We start from the raw sequence: 23,256 nt of genomic DNA, 5'->3' as shown, positions 1-23,256 counted from the left end.
GGCCTATGGGTAACCCAAAGCTAAAAACAGAATCGTTTTACGCGTTTAGTGCCTGTTCTAAATCGGCTAGAATATCGTCAATATGTTCAATACCCACCGATAAACGAATCATCTCTGGAGACACACCAGCTTGTTTTTGTTCTGCTTCGCTCAATTGACGATGAGTCGTCGATGCAGGATGGCAAGCCAATGATTTTGCATCGCCAATGTTCACCAAACGCTTAAAGATTTTCAAAGCATCATAAAAACGCACACCAGCGTCATAACCATCTTTTAAACCAAACGACAAAATCGCAGAAGGCTTACCTTTCATGTATTTTTCGGCGAGATGGAAGTGTTCAGAACTTGGCAATCCGGCATAACTTACCCAACTGACTTTGTCATTCTGTTCCAAGAATTCAGCCACTTTGAGTGTGTTCTCGGTATGGCACTCCATGCGCAGCGGTAACGTTTCTAGCCCTTGCATAAGCATAAATGCATTCATCGGTGATAATGCGGCTCCGGTATTACGCAGTGGTACGGTACGCGCACGCCCGATAAATGCCGCCTCACCAAACGCTTCGGTATACACCACGCCGTGGTAAGAAGGTTCTGGTTGGTTGAAAACAGGAAAGCGGTCTTTGTGCTGCGCCCAAGGGAATTTACCTGAATCCACAATCACACCACCCAATGTGGTGCCATGCCCACCAACGTATTTAGTGAGAGAGTGAACTACGATATCCGCACCGAACTCGATGGGTTTGCACAGCACTGGCGTCGCGACGGTGTTATCCACAATCACAGGCACGCCTTGTGCGTGAGCAAGCTCCGCCACACGTTCTAAATCGATGATATTACCTGCAGGGTTACCAATGCTCTCGCAGTACACCGCTTTGGTATTTTCATCAATTAACTCGGCCAAACTTTCTGGCTTGTCATCTTTGGCAAACTTCACTTGAATACCTTGATTTGGCAGCATGTGCGCAAACAAGGTGTAAGTACCGCCATAAAGTTGCGGCGTAGAAACGATGTTATCGCCCGCTTGCGCTAACGTCAGAATCGCATAGTTAATCGCTGCACTCCCCGCACTCACGACCAACCCGGCAATGCCGCCTTCTAACGCCGCCATGCGTTTTTCCAGAACATCGTTAGTCGGATTCATGATGCGAGTGTAGATATTACCCGGCACTTCCAAGTTAAACAGATCAGCGCCGTGCTGCGCGTTATCAAACTCGTACGCGACTGTTTGATAAATCGGCGTCGCGACAGATTTAGTGGTAGGGTCAGTTTCGTAACCAAAATGGATGGATAGCGTTTCGTCTTTCATGTTCTTCCCTGTCTTTCATCACTCAAATAGCGGCAAGCAAAGCACTTACCTTGCTTATAAAACTTATATTGCCCAACTTTTCAACAAATAACGTAGGGATGAATCACAGAGATAAAACGCTAATTCAACTGTCCAAGTAACCAGTGACGAAACGTTTCTGTCGCATTCGTACGTGTGTTCATGATCAAGTAATACCCTGCATTGGCAGGAATCGGTTTGAATGGAGAAACCAAACGCTCTGTCGTCAATTCATCCTCAATCAGTGCCATTCGTGCCATCGCAATCCCAACGCCTGCTTCGGCTGCAGACATCGCCATATCCGTTCGATTAAAAAAGTGTCCGATATCGGTTTTAAAATCCAACCCCATCGCTGACGCCCAATATAGCCACTCATAGTCACGCGTCGCTTTTTCCCATGGCATCGCATCGTGTAGTAGCGTCGCCTCTTGCCATTGCTTCACTGGCATTGAGTTTTTTTGCTCACCAAACAACGTTTTTAGCCAGCCATGATCCTCAAGGTATTTTGGACTCATCACCGGTAGCAGATGCTCATCCAAAATCAGCTCCGCGTTAGCATTTCTATAAGGATGAAGACCATAGTCAATTGCGACGTCATAGTCTTTTATCTCACTATTTACCAGCGCACCTTCCGCAAAGATTTGTACTTGGATATCCGGATTATCGTGATGGAAGCTTTCGAGCTTTGGAACTAACCATTTGAAAGCAAAAGAAGGCGTCAACTTCAAACGAATTTCATTGGTTTGCTTTTCTACTTTGAGCTCATCAAGCAATTTGCTCAGTTCCGAAAAGTGAAACTGCGTCGCTTGGTGTAACTGAGTGCCTTTTACGGTTAAACGAATACCGCGAGAGTGGCGTTCAAATAAAGTAAAACCTAATAACGCTTCCAAATGAATAATTTGTTGGCTTATGGCACCAGTGGTGAGGTGTAAATGTCTCGCAGCACCAGTAAAGCTGTTGTACTCCGCGATTTGGCTAAATAGACACAAGCCACTTATCAGATTACTTTTCATCCTTGAGCCTATAGTTTTTCTAAACGCTATGTGTAATTTATATCGATTGTTAATAAAAGGTAAAGAAAAGAAACTGAGCACTCTGATAAATGTGTGGAGTGCATCAATGGAAGTCATCGTATTAGGCAGCGGCGTTATCGGCTTAACCTCTGCTTGGTATTTATCTCAAGCAGGCTATCAAGTTACCGTCATTGACCGCCAACCAAGCAGTGCCATGGAAACGAGCTTCGCCAATGCCGGGCAGATCTCGTATGGCTATTCTTCGCCTTGGGCTGCGCCTGGTGTTCCTGTTAAAGCCATTAAGTGGTTAATGGAGGAGCATGCTCCACTTAAAATCAAACCCACTCTGAATGCCGACATGATCCGCTGGGCGAGTAAAATGGTCGCGAACTGCACCCTACCTCGCTATCAAGTTAACAAGGCTCGCATGCTTTCTATCGCTAACCACAGCCGTATTTGCTTAGAACAGTTACGCCAAGAACACGCCATTGAGTATCAAGGACGTCAGTTTGGGACCTTGCAAGTATTCCGAACACATCAACAGCTGCAAACTATTGAAAAGGACATGCAGCTCCTTGAACAAAGCGGAACCCGATTTAAGCTAATGGACGTCGAACAATGTATTGAACAAGAGCCAGGGCTTGCACTTGTGAAAGACAAACTGGTTGGTGGCTTGCATCTACCTGATGACGAAACGGGCGATTGCCATCAATTTTGCCAACAACTAACGGAGCTTGCTAAGGCACACGGTGTCCGATTTGAGTTCGATACTGAAGTAAGCAATTGGGTTACAGTAGGCAAAAAGATCATAGGTGTCCAAACGAACCGAGGACAATTTAAAGCAGACCAATATGTGGTGGCCTCTGGCAGCTACTCTACAGCGCTACTCAAGCAACTCGATATTGATATTCCGGTCTACCCTGTCAAAGGCTATTCACTCACCATCCCGATGGAAGATGAACACTTCTCTCCTCGATCTACTGTGATGGATGAAACCTATAAAGTCGCTATGACTCGATTTGATGACAGAATTCGCGTAGCTGGCACCGCAGAATTAGCAGGGTTTGATGCTTCCCTTCCACAAAAGCGCAAAAACACCATCGAAATGGTCATCCGTGATCTTTTTCCTCGTTGTGGTGACTTCAGCCAAGCTGAGTTTTGGAGCGGCTTTAGGCCAATGACGCCTGATGGCACACCAATTATCGGCGCGACTAAATACGATAACCTTTTTACTAACACCGGACACGGAACTCTGGGTTGGACGATGGCTTGTGGTTCAGGTCAATTGCTAGCAAGCGTAATGAAAGGTGAAAAAACAAAAGTGATGGATAATGCGGAGCTTAACCTTTGTCGTTACGCCTGAGGACATGACTGAACAAAAACAGGCAGACACTTACTCCACAAAATGCATAACCACTGGCATTTTTAACTCATCAAAATCGCAGCACATTTAAATGACAATGTGCTGCATAATTAATCATCAAGCAAATCTTCTACCTAAAAGGAGCAAATAAGCAACAAGAACCAAATTTTAACAACTACTCTCCATTCTGTGTTCATCATCACGCTACAAAGGATTTGTAGCTAAAAAAGTTAACAATTGCATTACATAAAGGGTAATGTATTGTGTGAAAAACAACCACAAACACAACTAACAGGGAAAATACTCATGCAGTCATTAGTTGATTTTCTGAATGGAATTATTTGGAGCCCGGTACTGATCTATTTGTGCCTTGGCGCAGGTTTGTTCTATTCAATCATGACGCGTTTTGTACAAATTCGTCACTTCTTTGAGATGTGGCGCTTATTACTTTCAGGGAAGAGTTCAACAAAAGGGATATCATCATTTCAGGCACTTGCCGTTTCACTGTCTGGCCGTGTAGGTACAGGTAACATTGCTGGTGTTGCTGCTGCTATCGGTTTCGGTGGCCCAGGCGCCGTATTCTGGATGTGGGTCGTAGCCTTCTTTGGCGCTGCAACCGCATACGCAGAATCAACACTTGCACAAATTTATAAAGAAGAAGACGAAGGCGAGTTCCGTGGTGGCCCTGCTTACTATATTGAGAAAGCAATGGGACAAAAATGGTACGCTTGGATCTTTGCTATCGCGACCATCTTTGCTTGTGGTGTTCTACTTCCTGGCGTTCAATCGAACAGTATCGGTAACGCAGTAGAAGCCGCATTTGGCTCAGGTGACATGATTGAAACCGCTATTGGTACCTTCAGTTTTGCTAAAATTTTCACTGGTACGGTTGTTTGTGTCATTTTGGCTTTCATCATTTTTGGTGGCGTAAAGCGTATCGCGAACTTTACCCAAGTCGTTGTGCCATTTATGGCGTTAGCTTACATCATTACTGCGTTTGTCATCATCCTTCTAAACATTGGTGAGGTTCCACGCATTTTCGGCATGATCATTGGTGACGCATTCACACCAATGGCAGGCGTTGGTGCAGCAATCGGCTGGGGTGTAAAACGTGGTGTCTACTCCAACGAAGCAGGTCAAGGTACTGGTCCTCACGCAGCAGCAGCAGCGAGTGTTGATCACCCAGCTCAGCAAGGTCTTGTTCAATCTTTCTCTATTTACATCGATACACTACTTGTGTGTTCAGCAACCGCGTTCATGATTCTTATCACTGGCGCGTACAACGTAAATGGTGCGATTGAAGGTACATTCCTGGTTCAAAACCTACCAGCGGATATTGGTGCAAATGGTCCTGTGTTTACACAGATGGCGATCGAAAGCGCACTACCTGGCGTGGGTAAACCATTCATCGCAATCGCTCTATTCTTCTTCGCGTTTACGACCATTCTGGCTTACTACTACATTGCAGAAACGAACATTGCTTACATTCGTCGTACGTTCAAAGTAAATGGACTGATGTTTATTCTGAAAGTCATCATTATTTCATCCGTGTTCTACGGAACCGTGAAAACCGCCAACTTAGCATGGGCGATGGGTGATGTAGGCGTAGGACTGATGGCGTGGCTAAACATCATCGGTATTTTGATCATCTTCTTTATGTCGAAGCCTGCACTCAAAGCACTGAACGACTACGAAGAGCAACAAAAACGTGGTGTGACCGATTTTACATTTAACCCTGTTGCACTGGGCATTAAAGGCGCAGATTACTGGGAAGATAAGTACCGACGTAAAACGGGTAAAGCACCAACGGCAGACAGCAATAGCGCAGAAACTGTTGAGCAACCATCAACATAGCGTTATCACATAAATAAGAAAAAGCAGTGGTCCGATTGAGGACATAAAAAAGGGGGATTAACCAATGGTTAATCCCCCTTTCTTCATTATGAGTAGCAGCTTAGGCGATAACCGCTTCAACTTTACGAGCGATTTTTGCTTTACCTACAGGTAACACTTCACGACCAAATTCGTTGTTCAGTACTTGTGCCATTGCGAAGTAAATTGCACTTGCGCCACAGAAGATACCCTCGAAGCCAGCGATAGCACCGATCACTTCGCTACCAGTGAAATCACGAGCAGCAAGCAAGAAGAACAGGATAGTTAGAGAGCCAAATACCACTTGCTTCGCTGTTGGGTAACATAGAGAACCAATGAACATGAAACCAGTGAAGATGCCCCAAAGCGCTAGGTACCAACCCATAAAGCTTGCAGGGCTTGCAGGAAGACCCATGTGAGGCATTACGATTAGACCAACCAATGTTAGCCAAAATAGACCGTAAGAAGTAAACGCAGTTGTGCCGAATGTATCACCGCGTTTAAAGCACATGATGCCAACGATTACTTGGCTAAGGCCACCGTAAAAGATGCCCATCGCTAGGATCATAGAGTCAATTGGGAAAAATCCTGCATTATGAATATTGAGCAGAATAGTGGTCATACCGAAACCCATTAGACCTAGCGGTGCTGGGTTAGCCAGTTTTGTCGACATGTACAAATACCTTTTTTCAAAAATGTTGATAAAAAATGCGCGCGAATTTTAATGGGCTGCAGAACAAAAGAGAAAAGCTGTTATTGAAAACTTAGATTCCACAAATAAACCACTACATATATAAAAAAAGACCCTGCAAAAAAGCAGAGTCTTTATAGATAGTTAGGTTGTTTTTTACTCGATCACTGACAAGAAATCTCGTCCCAGAACCAGTTGCTTTGCGTTGGGCTTTCCCATACTCCAGGGCCATTTTTTGCGACAAAACATTTGTTTTGGTACGTCACTTTATCGCCGTTAGCGACTTGCGTTACACCCGGCTCCCACTGAATAAAATTGCCTGTAACTGGTGGTTCTGGCTCGGTTACTGGCGGCTCAGGTTCTGTGACGGGCGGCTCTGGCTCAGTCACCGGTGGTTCAGGTTCCGTTGTAGGCGGCTCCGTAGGAGTGCCTGAAACCAGCTTCCAAGGGTCTCCTTTCGTTGGCTCATTACCTTGTGACCACCATTTCGCTTCGTAAACAGCACCTTGGTAAGAAACTTGATCACCCGTGTTATATACTTTGCCAGAATCCCAAGCTGCCACACCACCTACAGGCGGATCGACCGGATCCACTGGGTCTAACTTGTCAACTACACGAACTTCTGGCCAACCCGCATGAGATTGGTAGAAGTTAGTTACACATTTCTCATAGTCACCCGCAACTAGCGCAGAGTAAGCCGTTTGGAAACCAACAAGTTCACATTCAAAAGAGTGGCCTCCCGGACGATCTGAGTAGTATTTCCAGTTCCCATCCCAGTTGGTGTACAACACGTCTGTCGCACCATTCAGATTTAAGCTGCCGTAAGGCGTCTGCTGCCAACAGGTATTGGTCTCATCGGCTTCAATTGGAATTTGATAATGAGCGGCAAGTCCTTCCCAATAGCGAATACGGTTAACAGGTTGACCTTTATCTTTGTTTTGCTCTCCACACTCAATACCACCATTGATCACGTTGATGGTGGTACCAAAGCCGTAACCAATGCCAGCATCAAGCTCACGCTGTGAAGGCACCCAAGTACGGTCAATCACATGTAGCATTGCAGGTTTCGGTGCTTGTGGGGTTAGGAAGAACCAGATAGCCGATGCTAAGTTCAGCCACGAATCCGCAACCAAGCCTGGATTTTTCAGCAATACAGATGCATCGCCATCAAACATCACTTCAGAGAACGCGCCATAGTTAAAATGGTAAGAAAGCTGCTTTGCACCACGTCCAAAGTAACCTTGTCCAGACTCACATGGCCAACGCTTATTTTGCCAGTCATTCTGACCACAACCTGTTGTGTAACCTTCTTGCCCTTCAGACCATCCCATTTCTCGCACATGAACCAAAGCTTGCTGCCACTCTTCCAACCCTAGCGGATTATCCGATACGTTATCAATCGAAATATGGCCACCGGTTTCTTGTGCAAAGTGAGCAAACGCTGTCACGATCGATTTTTTACAAATTGCATCCGAATCACGACCGTCTGTGTACTCACCACAGAATGCAGGGAACTTACCAATTGCACGTAGGAAACGCGTGTAAGTGTATTCAGGTGCCGCCATTTGAGTCAGGAAGTCCCACTCACTTTCGGGGAATACACGCTCTACACGCTTCACGTTTTCTGGGTTGGTTGTCGCCCCTGGAACAATCGCTTCAACCACTGAGTTCGGGCGTGTCTCTAATGCTTGTGACCAAATGGCATACATAGGATCAGAAGTTTTGCTTTGCTCTACGGCTTGAACGTCACCACGAGCAATAACATAACCATTCGGATTTTGCGGATCGGGCTGAATATTCATACTCGCATTCACTTGTGCTGCTAAGACACAACTCAATGCAAGAGGAAGATGTTTGAGTGCAAACATGTCTAGTCTCCGGATTTCAACAATACAATATACGAGGAATAACTAGACATATAGTGGATCATATATACGAAACACCGAGCCAAGTACGTTGATTCTGCGAGACAAAATGAATAAATAGGTCCTCACACACATTTTGTCACAAGAAAAATGTTACCTTGACTCAAAAGAAAAGCGGAGACCCTGTGAGCCTCCGCTTTGTGATGTTTCTCTCTTTATTGTTCTGCCGAAACCACCTCTAGCTTCGCGGTTGACTTTTGTTTAGACAGCACAAAATAAACCACACACTGAGAAATAATTGCGGCAAGCACAATCACTGGTGAGGCGTTGATTCCAGCTAAAAGAAAACACCCCAATGCGATCATTCCATTGAGTAATGCGTAAGGCAATTGTGTACGGAAGTGCTCATACTGTTCACACCCCGCTCCTGTCGACGACAAAATCGTAGTTTCAGAGATGGGAGAACAGTGATCGCCAAACAAGCCTCCAGATAATACCGCACCAATACAAACCAACAGTGGTGCATCAATCGCGACGGCAGTTGGGATCACTAATGGCATCATGATGGCAAACGTCCCCCAAGATGATCCCGTAGCGAACGAGATAATACCGGCCAGTAAAAACGCAACCGCTGGCAATAACCAGTAAGGGAAACCGGCTTGAGCTTGTTCAGCAATGTATGCAGCTGCACCTAATTCTTTCCCAACCGAGCTAAGCGCCCAAGCCAATACCAGAATCACCGCCACTGACATCATGTTTGACATCCCTTTCAGATAAACCTGAATACCATCCGAAAGCTTTCTTACGCCATAAAACGCCATCAGCGCAATTAAAGTGAAGGCCGCGAAGAAATATGCAGAAGAAAGTGCAGCCCTAAACGTTGATCCTGCCACTTTTTGAAATGGAAAACCGTGTGGCACGAGGATGGTACATAGAACCACCAGCATAACGAGCAAAGGCGCCCATACAAAACTGGATTTTGCATTTTTATGCGTAAACACATTCATAGACTCCTGTACTTTCCCAAAGTCGGAGCCCTGTTCTGCTAACTGCTCAGCCTTCGCCATCGGTCCGAAATCTAATTTGAAGAAAGAGACAATCGGCACAATCGCGATCGCAAGAAAGGCGTAAAACTGATACGGGATCGCGCCAATGAAAGCATCCCAATCACTCATACTGACATTCAGGGCAGTAAACTCTTTTTGAATCAACCCCATGATGTAAACACCCCATCCGATAAAAGGGATCAAGATTGCCACCGGAGAGGAAGTCGAATCGATAATAAAAGCTAATTTTTGGCGTGATACTTTTAACTTATCAAATAAAGGGCGAAAAACAGGGCCAACAATCAGTGGTGTACCAAGGTCTGAGAAGAAAATAACAACACCACCGAACCATGCGGACAGTTGAGCTTGGCACTTACTCGCCACCCATTGAGTGACCTTTTTAGCAAACGCCACACCACCGCCAGATTTCTCCATCAAGGCAACAAAGCCACCAATAAAGACCAAGAGCAAAATGACGCCCGCATTGTAGCTGTCAGTTAATTGCGGCAGTAGATAGCTTTTCATCAATGCACTAAACGAGTCTAGTGGCCCTTTTTCGACAAATGTCCCTTCGAGCATAGCGACACCACTCACCACACCCGCGAATAAACCAACAACGACATTTCTTGTGGTCAGCGCGAGGAAAAGAGTAATAAGGATGGGAATTAGAGAGGTAACGTCAGCCTGTTCCATAGCAATACCATTTATGATAATTAAACAATTAAAATGAATATATATTTAATTTAATCGCATGTATATATCTCTCACAAAAAAGTTGAGCCACCTCTTCACAAACTTGAAGTACAAAAAAACCAGCCCGAAGGCTGGTTCTTATAAACTCAACTGTCTAGAGGAAAATTATTCCCACTCGATAGTCGCTGGTGGCTTACCAGAAATGTCGTAAACAACACGAGAAATGCCATCAACTTCGTTGATAATACGGTTAGATACCTTACCAAGGAAGTCGTATGGTAGGTGCGCCCAGTGTGCCGTCATAAAGTCGATGGTTTCTACTGCACGCAGTGATACAACCCAGTCGTATTTACGGCCATCGCCCATTACACCTACAGAGCGAACTGGTAGGAATACCGTGAACGCTTGAGATACTTTGTCATATAGGTCTGCAGCGTGAAGCTCTTCAATAAAGATAGCATCAGCACGACGTAGCAAGTCACAGTATTCTTTCTTGATTTCACCAAGAACACGAACACCTAGACCTGGACCTGGGAATGGGTGGCGGTAAAGCATGTTATAAGGCAGGCCTAGCTCTAGACCAATCTTACGTACTTCATCTTTGAACAGCTCACGTAGTGGCTCAACAAGACCCATTTCCATGTCATCTGGAAGACCGCCCACGTTGTGGTGCGATTTGATCACGTGCGCTTTACCAGTCTTAGATGCAGCTGACTCGATTACATCAGGATAAATCGTACCTTGAGCTAGCCATTTCGCGTTTTTCAGCTTCTTAGACTCTTCATCGAATACATCTACGAATACGTGACCGATAGTCTTACGCTTCTCTTCTGGGTCAGACTTGCCTTCAAGTGCTTTTAGGAAGCGTTCTTCAGCGTCAACCTTGATGATGTTCAAACCAAATTGGTCGCCGAACATATCCATTACTTGTTGACCTTCGTTTAGACGAAGTAGACCGTTATCAACAAATACACACGTTAGCTTGTCGCCGATTGCGCGGTGAACCAGCATCGCAACTACCGATGAATCAACACCACCAGATAGACCTAGGATAACTTCGTCGTCACCCACTTGCTCTTTAATGCGAGCAACCGCGTCTTCGATGATAGATTCCGAAGTCCATAGACGCTCACAGCCACATACGCCAAGAACAAAGTTCTCAAGCATTTGTAGGCCACCTTTTGTGTGTGTCACTTCTGGGTGGAACTGAACACCGTAGTATTTCTTCTCTTCGTTCGCCATCGCAGCGTAAGGACAAGTGTCTGTCTCACCAACTTTTACGAAATCGGCTGGGATCTCTACTACTTTGTCGCCATGGCTCATCCAAACGTCTTGAGTTGCTTCAAGGTCTTTAAATAGAGCACATTCACCAGAAACTTTAACCTGAGCGTAGCCAAACTCACGTTCGTTAGAGCCCGCTACTTTGCCTCCTAACTGTTCCGCCATGGTTTGCATGCCGTAACATACGCCAAGCAAAGGAACACCAGAATCAAACACATATTGAGGCGCGCGTGGAGAGTTCTCTTCCGTTACGCTTTCTGGACCGCCAGATAGGATAATGCCATCTGGGTTGAATTCGCGAATATCCGCTTCTTCTACATCCCAGCTCCATAGTTCACAGTAAACGCCGATTTCACGTACGCGGCGTGCTACTAATTGAGTGTACTGAGAACCGAAGTCCAAGATCAGAATACGTTGGTCATGGATATTTTTAGTCATTTTGAGCAGTCTTTTTAAGGCTAAGTGATTAAAACCGAGGCGAGTGTACTCGCCTCTTCTTAATGCTTCAAGGAAAAAGCAAACGTTTCCGTTAGGTAATTAGTTCCCTAGACGGTAGTTCGGCGCTTCCTTAGTAATTTGAACATCGTGTACATGAGACTCTTGCATACCTGCACCAGAGATACGTACAAATTCAGCTTTCGTACGCATATCTTCGATAGTTGCAGAACCAGTTAGACCCATGCTTGAACGTAGACCACCCATTTGTTGGTGTACGATCTCTTTTAGACGGCCTTTGTATGCGATACGACCTTCAATGCCTTCTGGTACTAGCTTGTCCGCTGCGTTGTCAGACTGGAAGTAACGGTCAGAAGAACCTTGAGACATAGCACCAAGAGAACCCATGCCGCGGTAAGACTTGTAAGAACGGCCATTGTATAGAATCACTTCTCCCGGCGCTTCTTCAGTACCAGCAAACATAGAACCAACCATCACACATGATGCGCCAGCTACGATTGCTTTACAGATATCACCTGAGAAACGGATACCACCATCAGCAATAACCGGAATACCATAATCATTAGCCACTTCTGCCGCATCTGCGATTGCAGTGATTTGTGGAACTCCCACACCCGTTACAATACGAGTTGTACAGATAGAACCAGGGCCGATACCAACTTTCACTGCGCTTACGCCAGCTTCGATTAGTGCTTTAGCACCAGCACCTGTTGCTACGTTACCACCGATGATGTCTAGATCTGGGTAAGCAGCGCGAGTTTCGCGGATGCGGTTTAGTACACCTTCAGAATGTCCGTGTGAAGAGTCGATAAGTAGAATGTCAACGCCTGCTTCAACTAGAGCAGCAACACGCTCTTCGTTACCAGCGCCAGCACCAACGGCTGCGCCAACACGTAGGCGACCACGCTCATCTTTACATGCGTTTGGTTTACGTTCTGCTTTGTGGAAGTCTTTCGCAGTAATCATACCGGTTAGTTGGAACTCATCATTCACAACCAATACTTTCTCTACACGAGCTTCGTGCATTTTCTCTTGCACTTCTTCTCGTGTTGCACCTTCTTTAACTGCTGCCAACTTCTCTTTTGGCGTCATTACTGAAGATACTTTCTTAGAAAGGTCCGTCACAAAACGAACGTCACGACCAGTGATAATACCAACAAGCTCATTGCTCTCAGTGACAACAGGGAAACCTGCAAAACCATGCTTTTCAGTGAGTGCAACAACATCAGCGATGGTCGCGTCAGGGTTTACAGTAACCGCGTCAGTTACCATACCAGCTTCGAACTTCTTAACTTTACGAACTTCGGCTGCCTGCTGCTCAATAGACATGTTCTTGTGGATAAAGCCAATGCCACCCTCTTGCGCTAGCGCAATTGCTAGACGAGCTTCAGTAACAGTGTCCATAGACGCTGAAATCATTGGGATGTTTAGGGTGATGTTCTTAGTTAGCTGAGTGCGAAGATCAGCTGTGTTTGGGAGAACGGTGGAGTGTGCTGGCACAAGTAGTACGTCATCGAATGTCAGCGCTTCTTTGGCAATTCTTAGCATTTGCAATATCTCACAATTAGAAGAGTAAAAAGAACAATCCAATCTCATCGTTTCGCATAATGAGGGTAACCTGTGTTAGCAACAAGCTACATTTGGATTAGATATTGCGGAGGGATTATACGGTTAACGCAATCGCTTGACCACAAATTTTTTATTTTTTTTCTTGCAATTACCCCCTTGCTATGTATTATATTGCCGCTAATTTCCATACTCACGTCTAAGAGATTAGCTGTGCTCTCCAAGACCAATCAAAACATCTTTACTGTTTCTCGTCTCAACGCAGAAGTTCGTTTACTCCTTGAAAACGAAATGGGGATCGTTTGGCTCGTCGGAGAGATATCCAACTTTTCAGCTCCTGTCTCTGGTCACTGGTACCTCACTCTTAAAGACTCTCGCGCTCAAGTTAAATGTGCCATGTTTCGTGGTAACAATCGCCGCGTTACTTTCAAACCCGCTAACGGTAATCAAGTCCTAGTAAAAGCTCGTCTGTCTCTTTATGAGCCTCGCGGTGACTACCAATTGATCATCGAAAGCATGCAACCGGAAGGTGATGGCCGTCTTCAACAAGAGTTTGAAGAGCTGAAAATGAAGCTTGCAGCAGAAGGGTTGTTCGCGCAAATTAATAAGCAATCTTTGCCTGAGCACCCTAAACGTGTTGGCGTCATCACATCGAAAACTGGTGCCGCGCTTTACGATATCTTAGACGTATTGAAACGTCGTGATCCTTCCCTACCTGTTGTGATTTATCCGACAGTGGTACAAGGTGAGGACGCAGCCATTCAAATTGCACAAGCCATTGGTCGCGCTAACAGCCGTGATGAATGTGATGTGCTAATTGTGGGCCGAGGTGGTGGTTCATTAGAAGACTTATGGTGCTTTAACAACGAGATATTAGCTCGCACGATTGCAGCAAGCCAAATTCCTATTATTAGCGCCGTTGGACATGAAGTTGACGTGACAATAGCTGATTTTGTCGCCGACGTACGCGCGCCTACTCCATCAGCAGCCGCTGAGCTAGTAAGCCGTGATAACAGCCACAAAGATCAAGCTTTAGTTACCCGCCAGCATAAGTTAGCGAGCGCGATGCGTTACTACTTAGCACAACAAAAGCAGCAATCTGCTCAATTAGTGCACCGTCTAGAGAGACAGCACCCAAGCTATCGCTTGCAACGTCAGACGCAACAGTTAGATGAGTTGGACATGCGCTTACAGCGAGCGATGAGTCGTTTTATTGCCTTGCGTCAACAGCGAATCGAGCGTCAACATTATCGGCTGCAATTAAATTCTCCTGTAACACGCCTTGCCGAGCAGAAGTCGAAGCTAGAACGTGTTGAGCAAAAGCTCATGGATGCAATGGATCGCAAATTACTGACTATGCGCCATCAACTCGCGATTGCTGCAGAGAAGTTAGACACCGTCAGCCCACTAGCGACATTGAAACGAGGTTACTCAATTACTCAAACTGAGCAAGGTAAAGTGATTACTCAATCTTCAGATGTAAAATCGGGAGATGTATTGATTACTCGATTAGCCGAAGGCGACGTTCGCTCTACCGTTAACTGAATACAAACTCTGGTTAACTGATTTTCTGGAACTCAAATCGGACACGTGATTTTGATTTGAGTTCATTACACACATTACAAAAGTAACTCACAGCACCGCATGCTTGCAGCTTCTCCAGCTCCGCCTCACAATCAGGGCAAAAACCTACTTTTTTAAAATCCGATTCACACTGTGCACAATGGTATTGTCCTGTCCATTCCAGTTCGACATTGCAAGTCGGGCAAATGTTCTGCTGCATATCCCGTTCCTCTCTCTAAACTAAGCAATTTCGAGTAACGCATGCTACTCAAAATAACGAACAAGTATGTTGATCTTCATCACCGCCCCAACAAGTTTCACGAGGCGTTAACCATACTTGATACGTAGGATCTTATACTGATCGTCTGATATTTACTCCTTGATCAGCGATCACCCCTTAAAAGAATATTTATATAACCACACACCGAAAGCATAAGTTACATATTCTGCATTCCAATTTAAGACAGAATAAAAAACCATATATAGATTTAATTAAACGAAAAATAAGAATTTAATAAAAAGATCTTATTCAAAAAGCAGTGTTTACATTGGTGTGCATTTCGATAGTTTGAGCGTCGAGCTTAACGAGTTTAACTTGGATAAAAGCAAACTCATTTAAATGGCTCGCATGCGTTCCACCACAAGGGATTACCGCTAATTGACCTTCCCCTAAATCGCACTTCCAATAGCGAGAATCCGTTAATCTATCGCCGTGGCATTCCATGGTGATCATCGCATCTCTTTGAAGCCATTCAACCAGTTGGCCATTCACTTTTTCTGCAATCGCCTGGAGGTCATTCAGCATATCTGCACTGTTTAACCCTCTTTTACGGAGTGTTTTGCCTAAACGGTACGTATCGAGGCACTTGTCTGGAGTGACATAACTAGTAACTTGCGCATAGCTATTAAAGTCATAATAACCATGTGGGTCTTTGCGGTCTGCGTCTTTTCGCCAATAGTCTTCCGATAGTACTTTATTCAACGCCAAATACGCTAAGTGTCCTGCAGTGTGGCCTCGACTCAAAGCGCGTTGGTAATCCTTATCTACCGCCAATGTCACCAAATCATCAGTAACAAGTGATTCCGTACGTGATAAAACATGCACGACGACAAACACCCAACCTTCAGCATCACGCTTTACAGGGATGTCACTACCCACATACAGAGCACCACTTTCCTGCTCCACTGCCCCAACTTGGCAATCTACTACGTCATGCTCAGCCCCATTCACCTTCAACGTTCCTTTATCTGCAGGGTGATCCGGCCATATGTGACTAACGGGATGGAACGGCGTGACATCTGTAATAACGTAAGTCACTTCTTCCGTAGATTGAACGAGCTGTATTTGTGCTTCTAATTGCCATGTTTGATGACAAAAACGAGTCTTTGTTGCTGTGATAGTCATTTTTACGATTACTTTTGATAAAAAAATACCCAAGTAGAAACTTGGGTATTCGAATTTCATTATTTATTGCGGTTTTTCACCATCGACATCATACGTTTGCGTTTACGCTCTTGTGATAGCGTAAGCTTATTCGTACGGTTCTCGTATGGGTTATCACTGTTGTGGAAGTTAATGCGAATCGGTGTTCCCATAATTTCCAGAGACTTACGGAAGTAGTTCATCAGATAACGTTTATACGAATCTGGCAATTCACGAACCATGTTACCGTGGATAACAACGATCGGTGGGTTGTAACCACCTGCGTGTGCGTATTTGAGTTTGATACGACGACCACGAACCATTGGCGGTTGGTGATCATCCACAGCCATCTTCATGATACGCGTCAGTACTGACGTACCCACACGCGTTGTCGCCGAGTTATATGCTTCTTGAATAGATTCAAACAAGTGACCAACGCCAGTACCGTGCAGCGCAGAGATAAAGTGGATACGCGCGAAGTCGACGAATCCTAGACGGCGGTCCAGTTCTTTCTTCACGCTTTCTTTCACGTCACTGTCTAGACCATCCCACTTGTTAACGGCGATGACAATTGAGCGGCCAGCATTCAGTGCAAAACCAAGCAAGCTTAGGTCTTGGTCTGAAATATTTTCACGTGCATCAATCACCAGTAGAACGACGTTTGCATCTTCTACCGCTTTCAGCGTCTTAACAACAGAGAACTTTTCAACCGTTTCATTGATACGACCACGACGACGAACACCTGCGGTATCAATTAGTACGTATTCGCGTCCATCACGCTCCATCGGGATGTAGATAGAATCGCGCGTTGTACCAGGCATATCGTATACAACCACACGTTCTTCACCCAGAATACGGTTAGTCAGTGTCGATTTACCTACGTTAGGACGACCGATGATCGCCAACTTAATCGGCTGCTCTTGAAGGCGTTTGAACTCTGCTTCTGCGTCTTCTTCAGTGTAATCTTCAACAAGAGGCTCTTCGTCTTCGAATCCAGTCAGGTCTTCAATCTCACCTTCTTCAGATTCACTTGTTAGTAGATCATCAAAGAATGGAGATAAAGCACGCTCAAGCAAAGCGGTCACACCACGGCCATGAGCGGCCGCAATCTGGTACATATCATCCACGCCGAGCTGCCAAAAGTCAGCACACGCCGCATCGGCATCAATACCATCGATTTTGTTTACTACCAGCATCGCTGGCTTTTCAATTTTACGCAGATGCGCAGCAATTGCTTCATCTGAAGGTGTCAGACCAGCACGACCGTCAACAAGGAACAATACAACATCAGCCTCATCAATCGCGGCTAATGACTGTTCTGCCATCTTTGTTTCCACGCCTTCTTCTGTGCCATCGATACCACCAGTATCAATCACAATGAATTCGTGCTCTTCACCAAGTCTCGCCTGGCCATATTTACGGTCTCGCGTTAGGCCTGGAAAGTCCGCAACCAACGCGTCACGAGTGCGAGTCAATCGGTTAAATAGTGTAGATTTACCTACGTTCGGACGCCCTACTAGAGCTACAACAGGTACCATAACAACCTCTACAATAATCTTTCTTCTGTAGTTATAGGTAACGACTTGCTCGATGCCAAATCAAACCAGCTTTTTACCTATAACCACGTCAGGGTTAATAAATTCAAACAACAAAACGGCTCCTAGCTGTCACCAGCCAGGAGCCGAATGTGAATTATATCACGATATTATTCGTTAATGGTTAGTTTCTTTACATCGCCGTTGCGAGTTGTAATCACATAACCATCCGACAATAACGTCGGGCCAACTGCCAAGCCACTATCATCGACAAACTGCTGCGCAACAAATTCGCCCGTTGAACGATCCATCCAGTGAAGGTAACCAAGCGTGTCACCGACAACGAGATAATTGCCAACAATAACTGGCGCTGTAAGTTGTCGGTGCTCAAGCAAGCTGTTTTCCCACAACTCAGTTCCGCTTCGTGAATCAACGGCAACAACATGATCTTTTTCCGTTATCACAAAGATGCGGCTACCATCTGTAGAAATGTCTGTTGCAGATGAGTAATTACGCTTCCAAATCGGGTTCGCTGAACGCAAATCAATGGCGATAAGTTGACCATTGTATCCAATGGTGAAAAGAGTACCGCCTAGCACAATTGGCGATGAATCAACGTCAACCAAACGATCAATTTCTGTCGCGCCTTTTGGCGTACCAACAGGCTGTTGCCAAATCAACTGACCACGCTCAACGATAGCAGCTGCGAGTCGGCCATTTGCCGTTCCCCAAAATACACCGCCGCCAATTGCAGTCGGAGTACTGTCGCCACGTAAAGTTAGGTTCGGCACTTCTGTACTCAATGCCCAGCGTTGCTCACCTGTACTCTCATTAAGGGCAATCAACATGCCTCGGCTAGTATTGATGATAATAAGGCCTGAATCTGCAACTGGCTTCGCCAGTACCTCACCACCAACTTTTACACGCCAAACAATTTCACCTGTTTCTTGGTCAAGAGAGATGACTTCACCATTCTCAGAGCCAATGTAAAGGTTTCCGTATGCCGCTGTGATACCACCAGAGAGACGAGCAATGACATCTTCTTCTAGGTCCGTTTGCCAACGTTGTTTACCATTCTCAGGATCCAGCGCTTTTACTAAGCCATCACGACTTGCCACGAACAATGTATCATTCGCAAATACAGGGGATAGCTTTGAAAAGTAATGACCGACACCATCGCCAACCGATGTGCTCCACTCACTACTGGTTGTAAACTGACTGTCTACCTGAGGTAGTGGCGCCATTACAATGGTGTCTTTCTCACCTGCACAACCGGCAAGTACTCCCATTGTTAACGCCCCTAGCAAGGCTTTCTTAAAGACTCTTTTCATCCAATGCGGTCCTTATTTCGCCAGATCGTCCAATTTCATTTGTAGTGTCGGGCTTGCATCTGCCGCTTGCTGAGCCTCAGTATACGCAGCGTACGCAGCATCTTTGTCACCTTGGCGAATCGCAATATCGCCACGAAGTTCAGCAATACGACCTGTCCATGCTGTATCAGTGACGTTACTCAGCTCTGCCGTTGCAGCGTCGAAGTTACCCATTTCCGTCTCAATACGCGCAATGCGGTAACTAATCAATGGTAACAACGCAGCATCTTGAGTGTTGCTTTGCGCCCACTTCAGTTGCTCCAATGCAGCAGAAAGGTCTTGAGCTTCAACTTGTGCTTTAGCAAGTTGTAGCGCAGCCAATACTGAATATTCTTTTACTTCATTTGACTCAATGAAAGCTTTCACGTCAGCTTGAGCATCAGTGCCTTTGTCTTGCAAAGCATTCATTGCTGTCGTGTAGCTTTGAGAAGCTGCTTCACTCGCCTGAATCACAGAATCCTGGTAGTAACGCCAGCCGAATAGACCACCTAAACCAACAACCGCACCGATGATGACGGCTTTGCCGTTTTCCTTCCACCAGTCTTTAATGGCTTCAACTTGTTGTTCTTCAGTATCGTAAAGTTCCACTTCCTGTCCTCTTAAAACATGTAAATGGCAGCTTAGCTGCCATTGTTCCTATTTCGTTTAAAGGCTCCACATTTGGGAGCCTTAGCTTACGAACTAGGATGTAATTTTGTTAGATTACTAAAAGACTTAAATCAGTGCTGCGATCTTTTCTGCAACTTCTGCTTGGTTGTAAGTCTCTTGCTCACCACCAGCTAAGTCTTTCAGTACTACGGTATTATCCGCAACTTCGTTTTCGCCCAGAACCAATGCTACAACAGCACCAACTTTGTCTGCGCGTTTAAACTGTTTCTTGAAGTTACCGCCACCGAAGTGATTCATCACACGAACGCCTGGAACAGACTCGCGAAGCTGTTCTGCTAGCTTCATTCCTGCCATCATGGTGCCTTCACCCGCTGTGACTACGTACACGTCAACACTGCGACGAACGTCTGTCAGTTCCAACGTTTCTAGCATCAGTACTAGACGCTCTAGGCCCATTGCAAAGCCAACCGCTGGTGTTGGTTTACCACCTAATTGCTCTACAAGGCCATCGTAACGACCACCACCACATACAGTGCCTTGAGCACCTAGGCTCTCAGTGATCCACTCAAATACCGTGCGATTGTAGTAATCCAGACCACGAACTAGACGTTCGTTAACTGTGTATTTGATACCTGCGGCGTCTAAAAGTTCACATAGACCTGCGAAGTGTGCTTTAGATTCTTCACCCAAGTAATCTGAAAGGCGAGGCGCATCACCTAAAATAGCTTGAACGTCTGGGTTCTTCGTATCCAGAACACGCAGTGGGTTCGTGTGCACGCGACGCTTACAATCTTCATCTAGCACATCAATATGTTGCTCAAGGAATGCAACCAGTGCATTACGGTAGTCTGCGCGGTCTTCTTGAGAACCGATAGAGTTCAGCTCAAGACGGACATGTTCATTGATACCTAGCTCACGCCATAAACGCGCCGTCATCATGATAAGCTCTGCATCAACATCTGGACCATTTAGACCGAACACCTCAACACCACACTGGTGGAATTGACGGTAACGACCTTTCTGCGGACGTTCATGGCGGAACATAGGTCCCATGTACCACAGACGCTGTTCATCACGGTTGATCAGGCTGTTTTGGATACATGAACGTACACAACCCGCCGTACCTTCAGGGCGAAGTGTTAGGCTGTCGCCGTTACGGTCATCAAAGGTGTACATTTCTTTTGAAACGACGTCTGTTTCTTCACCAACAGCGCGGCTGAATAAGTTTGTTTCTTCAACGATTGGCATGCGCACTTCGTTATAACCGTATGCGCTAATTACATTTTTCACTGTGTTTTCTAGTTTTTGCCACAGTGGCGACTGAGTTGGGAGGCAATCGTTCATGCCTCGAATTGCTTGAATTGTTTTTGCCACAATACTTACCGTAATTCTCGTTGAGATTAATCTTGTACTTTAACTTCGATGCGGTTTTCGCCATTCATCATAGCTGCTTTCGCACGGATCTTAGCTTCTAGCTTATTCACAAGGTCATCGTTATCAAAGCGCTCTTTCTGGCGTTTACCATCTTCGTAGAATGCGCTCTTCTTGTTACTACCTGCTAGACCTAAGTGAGAAACTTCTGCTTCACCAGGGCCGTTTACCACACAACCGATGATAGACACATCCATTGGCGTGATGATGTCTTCTAAACGTTGCTCTAGTGCATTCACCGTACCAATCACATCGAATTCTTGGCGTGAGCAGCTTGGGCACGCAATAAAGTTGATGCCTCGAGAGCGAATGCGCAGAGATTTAAGGATGTCGAAACCGACTTTGATTTCTTCAACTGGATCGGCAGCCAAAGAGATACGCAGCGTATCGCCTATCCCTTCAGATAACAGCATACCTAAGCCAACAGATGACTTAACAGCGCCAGCTCGAGCACCACCCGCCTCTGTGATACCTAAATGAAGAGGCTGATCGATTTTCTTCGCCAGCAGACGATATGAATCCACCGCAAGAAAAACGTCTGAAGCTTTCACGCTAACTTTAAATTGGTCAAAGTTAAGACGATCGAGATGATCTACGTGACGCATCGCCGACTCAACCAAGGCTTCTGGCGTAGGCTCACCGTATTTCATCTGTAGATCTTTTTCCAAAGATCCACCATTGACACCAATACGGATCGGGATGTTTTTATCGCGAGCGCAATCAACAACAGCGCGAATGCGCTCTTCATTGCCGATGTTACCTGGGTTGATACGTAAACAGTCAACTCCGTACTCCGCCACTTTCAGCGCGATACGATAGTCGAAATGAATATCGGCCACTAATGGTACAGAAACTTGCTGTTTAATCAGTTTGAAAGCTTCTGCTGCGTCCATCGTAGGTACAGAAACTCGAACGATATCTGCGCCGACTTTTTCTAGTGCTCGGATTTGAGCGACTGTCGCTTCTACGTCAGTCGTGCGAGTGTTAGTCATTGACTGTACTGCAATTGGCGCACCATCACCAATTGGCACATCACCCACATAAATACGCGTCGATTTACGACGAATAATTGGAGATTCGTGTTGCATAATTTTTTATAACGGTAGAGTGAATCTAGCTACTTTGCCTGAAGTATACCCAGAAAGGTCGACAGGTTCACTTGCAAATGTCATTGTAACCCCTTCCGGTGCGCCTAATATCACTTTAAATGGCGCTTTTCCGGTAAGTTCTACATCTTGTCCTGGCTTATGAGTACCACTTACCAGCGTTTTACCATTGGTGTCTTTTACTTGAATCCAACAGTCCGCTTTAAACTTCATAGTAAGAAGTGTCATGCCTTCAGGTACTACTGGCGCAGGCTGTTCCTCTTCCGCCGCTTCAATCACGGCAACAGGTTCTTCAGAATCTACGCTTGTTGTATTTTCAGTTTCAGTCAGCAAAGGATCCGCCCCTTGCTCAACGGGTGCTTCAGTCAATTCAGCAACACCTTCATTAGTTGAAGCAACTTCTTCAGGAGTGCTTGCGATTAACTCTTCAGCCGTCATCAAATCGATATCAGCTAATTCTTGAGCAGTGGGCTGCGGCGCTTCAACACTCGAATCCGTTACTTCCTTAGTTAGGCTATTCTCTTGTTGGTTTTGCCACCACCATGCCGCTGAAATGCCAATAATGACCAGCCCGATAACCCAAGTAAGGAGCATAATACGGCTATTGTGCTTCTCGTCTTTTGTTTTACGAGAGAAGCTTTGCATTTCAATTTCTTGCTCTTGAGGCTGAGCATCTGCAGTCTGCTCTAACGCCGTCAAAACCACCTTCTCATCAAGACCTACGAATTTAGCGTAAGAGCGTAAGTAACCACGCGTAAATGTCGCGACTTGTTGAGATTCAAATCGGTTATTTTCAATATCTTCAATCACAGAAATGCGAAGCCTCAGGCGATCGGCAACTTGCTTTTGGCTCATTCCCAAGGATTCACGTTTGTTTTTCAGTAATGTGCCAGCTTCAATAGAGAGTGGCACTTCATTCGTATTTTCGTGTTCTGTCATAATGGCGGTATTTAATCTGTTTTAGTGGCTAACGTGGTCATGTATTTTCGTTATTGTTCTTAAGCCTCTTTAAAAGATAGCTAGCCTAAACGCGTTAACCAAAAATAATA

General features: G+C 45.5%; 18 protein-coding genes. 3 read left to right on the top strand and 15 right to left on the bottom strand.

From position 1 onward, the window contains the following. Positions 1-37: 37 nt before the first annotated feature. Positions 38-1,306: an O-acetylhomoserine aminocarboxypropyltransferase/cysteine synthase family protein gene (locus tag R7Z78_RS21410; RefSeq protein ID WP_104975883.1), complete on the bottom strand. Its 1,269-nt coding sequence runs from the start codon at positions 1,304-1,306 to the stop codon at positions 38-40. 119 nt (positions 1,307-1,425) lie between these two features. Next, entirely contained in the window at positions 1,426-2,337 is a 912-nt protein-coding gene (locus R7Z78_RS21405) for a LysR substrate-binding domain-containing protein (RefSeq protein ID WP_053350249.1), read from the bottom strand. Positions 2,338-2,443: 106 nt separating this feature from the next. On the opposite strand from R7Z78_RS21405, the gene R7Z78_RS21400 reads away from it, so the two are divergent. Beyond that, on the top strand, positions 2,444-3,700 hold the full coding sequence (locus R7Z78_RS21400) for a D-amino acid dehydrogenase (protein WP_104975882.1): 1,257 nt from the start codon (positions 2,444-2,446) through the stop codon (positions 3,698-3,700). Between the two features lie 306 nt (positions 3,701-4,006). Continuing rightward, complete coding sequence (locus R7Z78_RS21395; RefSeq protein ID WP_005381681.1) at positions 4,007-5,554, top strand: alanine/glycine:cation symporter family protein; 1,548 nt, start codon at positions 4,007-4,009, stop codon at positions 5,552-5,554. A 100-nt stretch (positions 5,555-5,654) separates the two neighbouring features. Here the strand turns inward: R7Z78_RS21395 and R7Z78_RS21390 are convergent, their stop codons facing one another. The 5 genes from R7Z78_RS21390 to guaB form a co-directional block, all read right to left on the bottom strand. Next, positions 5,655-6,245: an acetate uptake transporter gene (locus R7Z78_RS21390; RefSeq protein ID WP_005381682.1), complete on the bottom strand. Its 591-nt coding sequence runs from the start codon at positions 6,243-6,245 to the stop codon at positions 5,655-5,657. A 182-nt stretch (positions 6,246-6,427) separates the two neighbouring features. Further along, a complete protein-coding gene (locus R7Z78_RS21385) occupies positions 6,428-8,131 on the bottom strand; it encodes a chitinase (protein ID WP_042521182.1) in 1,704 nt (567 codons plus the stop codon). 212 nt (positions 8,132-8,343) lie between these two features. Next, entirely contained in the window at positions 8,344-9,867 is a 1,524-nt protein-coding gene (locus R7Z78_RS21380) for a Na+/H+ antiporter NhaC family protein (protein ID WP_005381684.1), read from the bottom strand. Between the two features lie 165 nt (positions 9,868-10,032). After that, positions 10,033-11,586 (bottom strand): glutamine-hydrolyzing GMP synthase, encoded by a 1,554-nt coding sequence (gene guaA / locus R7Z78_RS21375; RefSeq protein WP_005383721.1) that lies wholly within the window; start codon positions 11,584-11,586, stop codon positions 10,033-10,035. A gap of 99 nt (positions 11,587-11,685) precedes the next feature. Then, positions 11,686-13,152: an IMP dehydrogenase gene (gene guaB / locus R7Z78_RS21370; RefSeq protein ID WP_017633908.1), complete on the bottom strand. Its 1,467-nt coding sequence runs from the start codon at positions 13,150-13,152 to the stop codon at positions 11,686-11,688. 231 nt (positions 13,153-13,383) lie between these two features. Here guaB and xseA point away from each other — a divergent pair, with 231 nt between their 5' ends. Continuing rightward, positions 13,384-14,715 (top strand): exodeoxyribonuclease VII large subunit, encoded by a 1,332-nt coding sequence (gene xseA, locus R7Z78_RS21365; RefSeq protein ID WP_017633909.1) that lies wholly within the window; start codon positions 13,384-13,386, stop codon positions 14,713-14,715. Positions 14,716-14,728: 13 nt separating this feature from the next. Here the strand turns inward: xseA and R7Z78_RS21360 are convergent, their stop codons facing one another. From R7Z78_RS21360 to rodZ, 8 genes are all read right to left on the bottom strand, one after another. Continuing rightward, positions 14,729-14,953, bottom strand: a complete 225-nt coding sequence (locus R7Z78_RS21360; RefSeq protein ID WP_104975881.1) for a zinc ribbon domain-containing protein — start codon at positions 14,951-14,953, stop codon at positions 14,729-14,731. A 309-nt stretch (positions 14,954-15,262) separates the two neighbouring features. Next, entirely contained in the window at positions 15,263-16,138 is an 876-nt protein-coding gene (locus R7Z78_RS21355) for a metal-dependent hydrolase (RefSeq protein ID WP_104976043.1), read from the bottom strand. 59 nt (positions 16,139-16,197) lie between these two features. After that, complete coding sequence (der, locus tag R7Z78_RS21350; RefSeq protein ID WP_017820569.1) at positions 16,198-17,694, bottom strand: ribosome biogenesis GTPase Der; 1,497 nt, start codon at positions 17,692-17,694, stop codon at positions 16,198-16,200. A 167-nt stretch (positions 17,695-17,861) separates the two neighbouring features. Next, a complete protein-coding gene (gene bamB / locus R7Z78_RS21345) occupies positions 17,862-19,022 on the bottom strand; it encodes an outer membrane protein assembly factor BamB (protein WP_005381696.1) in 1,161 nt (386 codons plus the stop codon). Between the two features lie 12 nt (positions 19,023-19,034). Beyond that, positions 19,035-19,649, bottom strand: coding sequence for a YfgM family protein (locus R7Z78_RS21340; RefSeq protein ID WP_005381697.1), 615 nt, complete (start codon positions 19,647-19,649; stop codon positions 19,035-19,037). Positions 19,650-19,775: 126 nt separating this feature from the next. Further along, complete coding sequence (gene hisS, locus R7Z78_RS21335; RefSeq protein ID WP_104975880.1) at positions 19,776-21,044, bottom strand: histidine--tRNA ligase; 1,269 nt, start codon at positions 21,042-21,044, stop codon at positions 19,776-19,778. A 26-nt stretch (positions 21,045-21,070) separates the two neighbouring features. Further along, the gene (gene ispG, locus R7Z78_RS21330) at positions 21,071-22,189 is read right to left on the bottom strand and encodes a flavodoxin-dependent (E)-4-hydroxy-3-methylbut-2-enyl-diphosphate synthase (RefSeq protein WP_005381699.1); all 1,119 of its coding nucleotides are present in this window, start codon (positions 22,187-22,189) and stop codon (positions 21,071-21,073) included. A gap of 6 nt (positions 22,190-22,195) precedes the next feature. Continuing rightward, positions 22,196-23,146 carry a cytoskeleton protein RodZ gene (gene rodZ / locus R7Z78_RS21325; protein ID WP_005383707.1) on the bottom strand — a complete coding sequence of 317 codons (951 nt, stop codon included), beginning with the start codon at positions 23,144-23,146 and terminating at the stop codon, positions 22,196-22,198. Positions 23,147-23,256: the final 110 nt, after the last annotated feature.

The sequence above is a fragment of the Vibrio sp. 1167 genome, from assembly GCF_033340375.1.
Classification (GTDB): domain Bacteria; phylum Pseudomonadota; class Gammaproteobacteria; order Enterobacterales; family Vibrionaceae; genus Vibrio; species Vibrio alginolyticus.
Note: the sequence above shows the minus strand (reverse complement) of the source record. Positions and strands in the feature narration are given on the sequence as shown.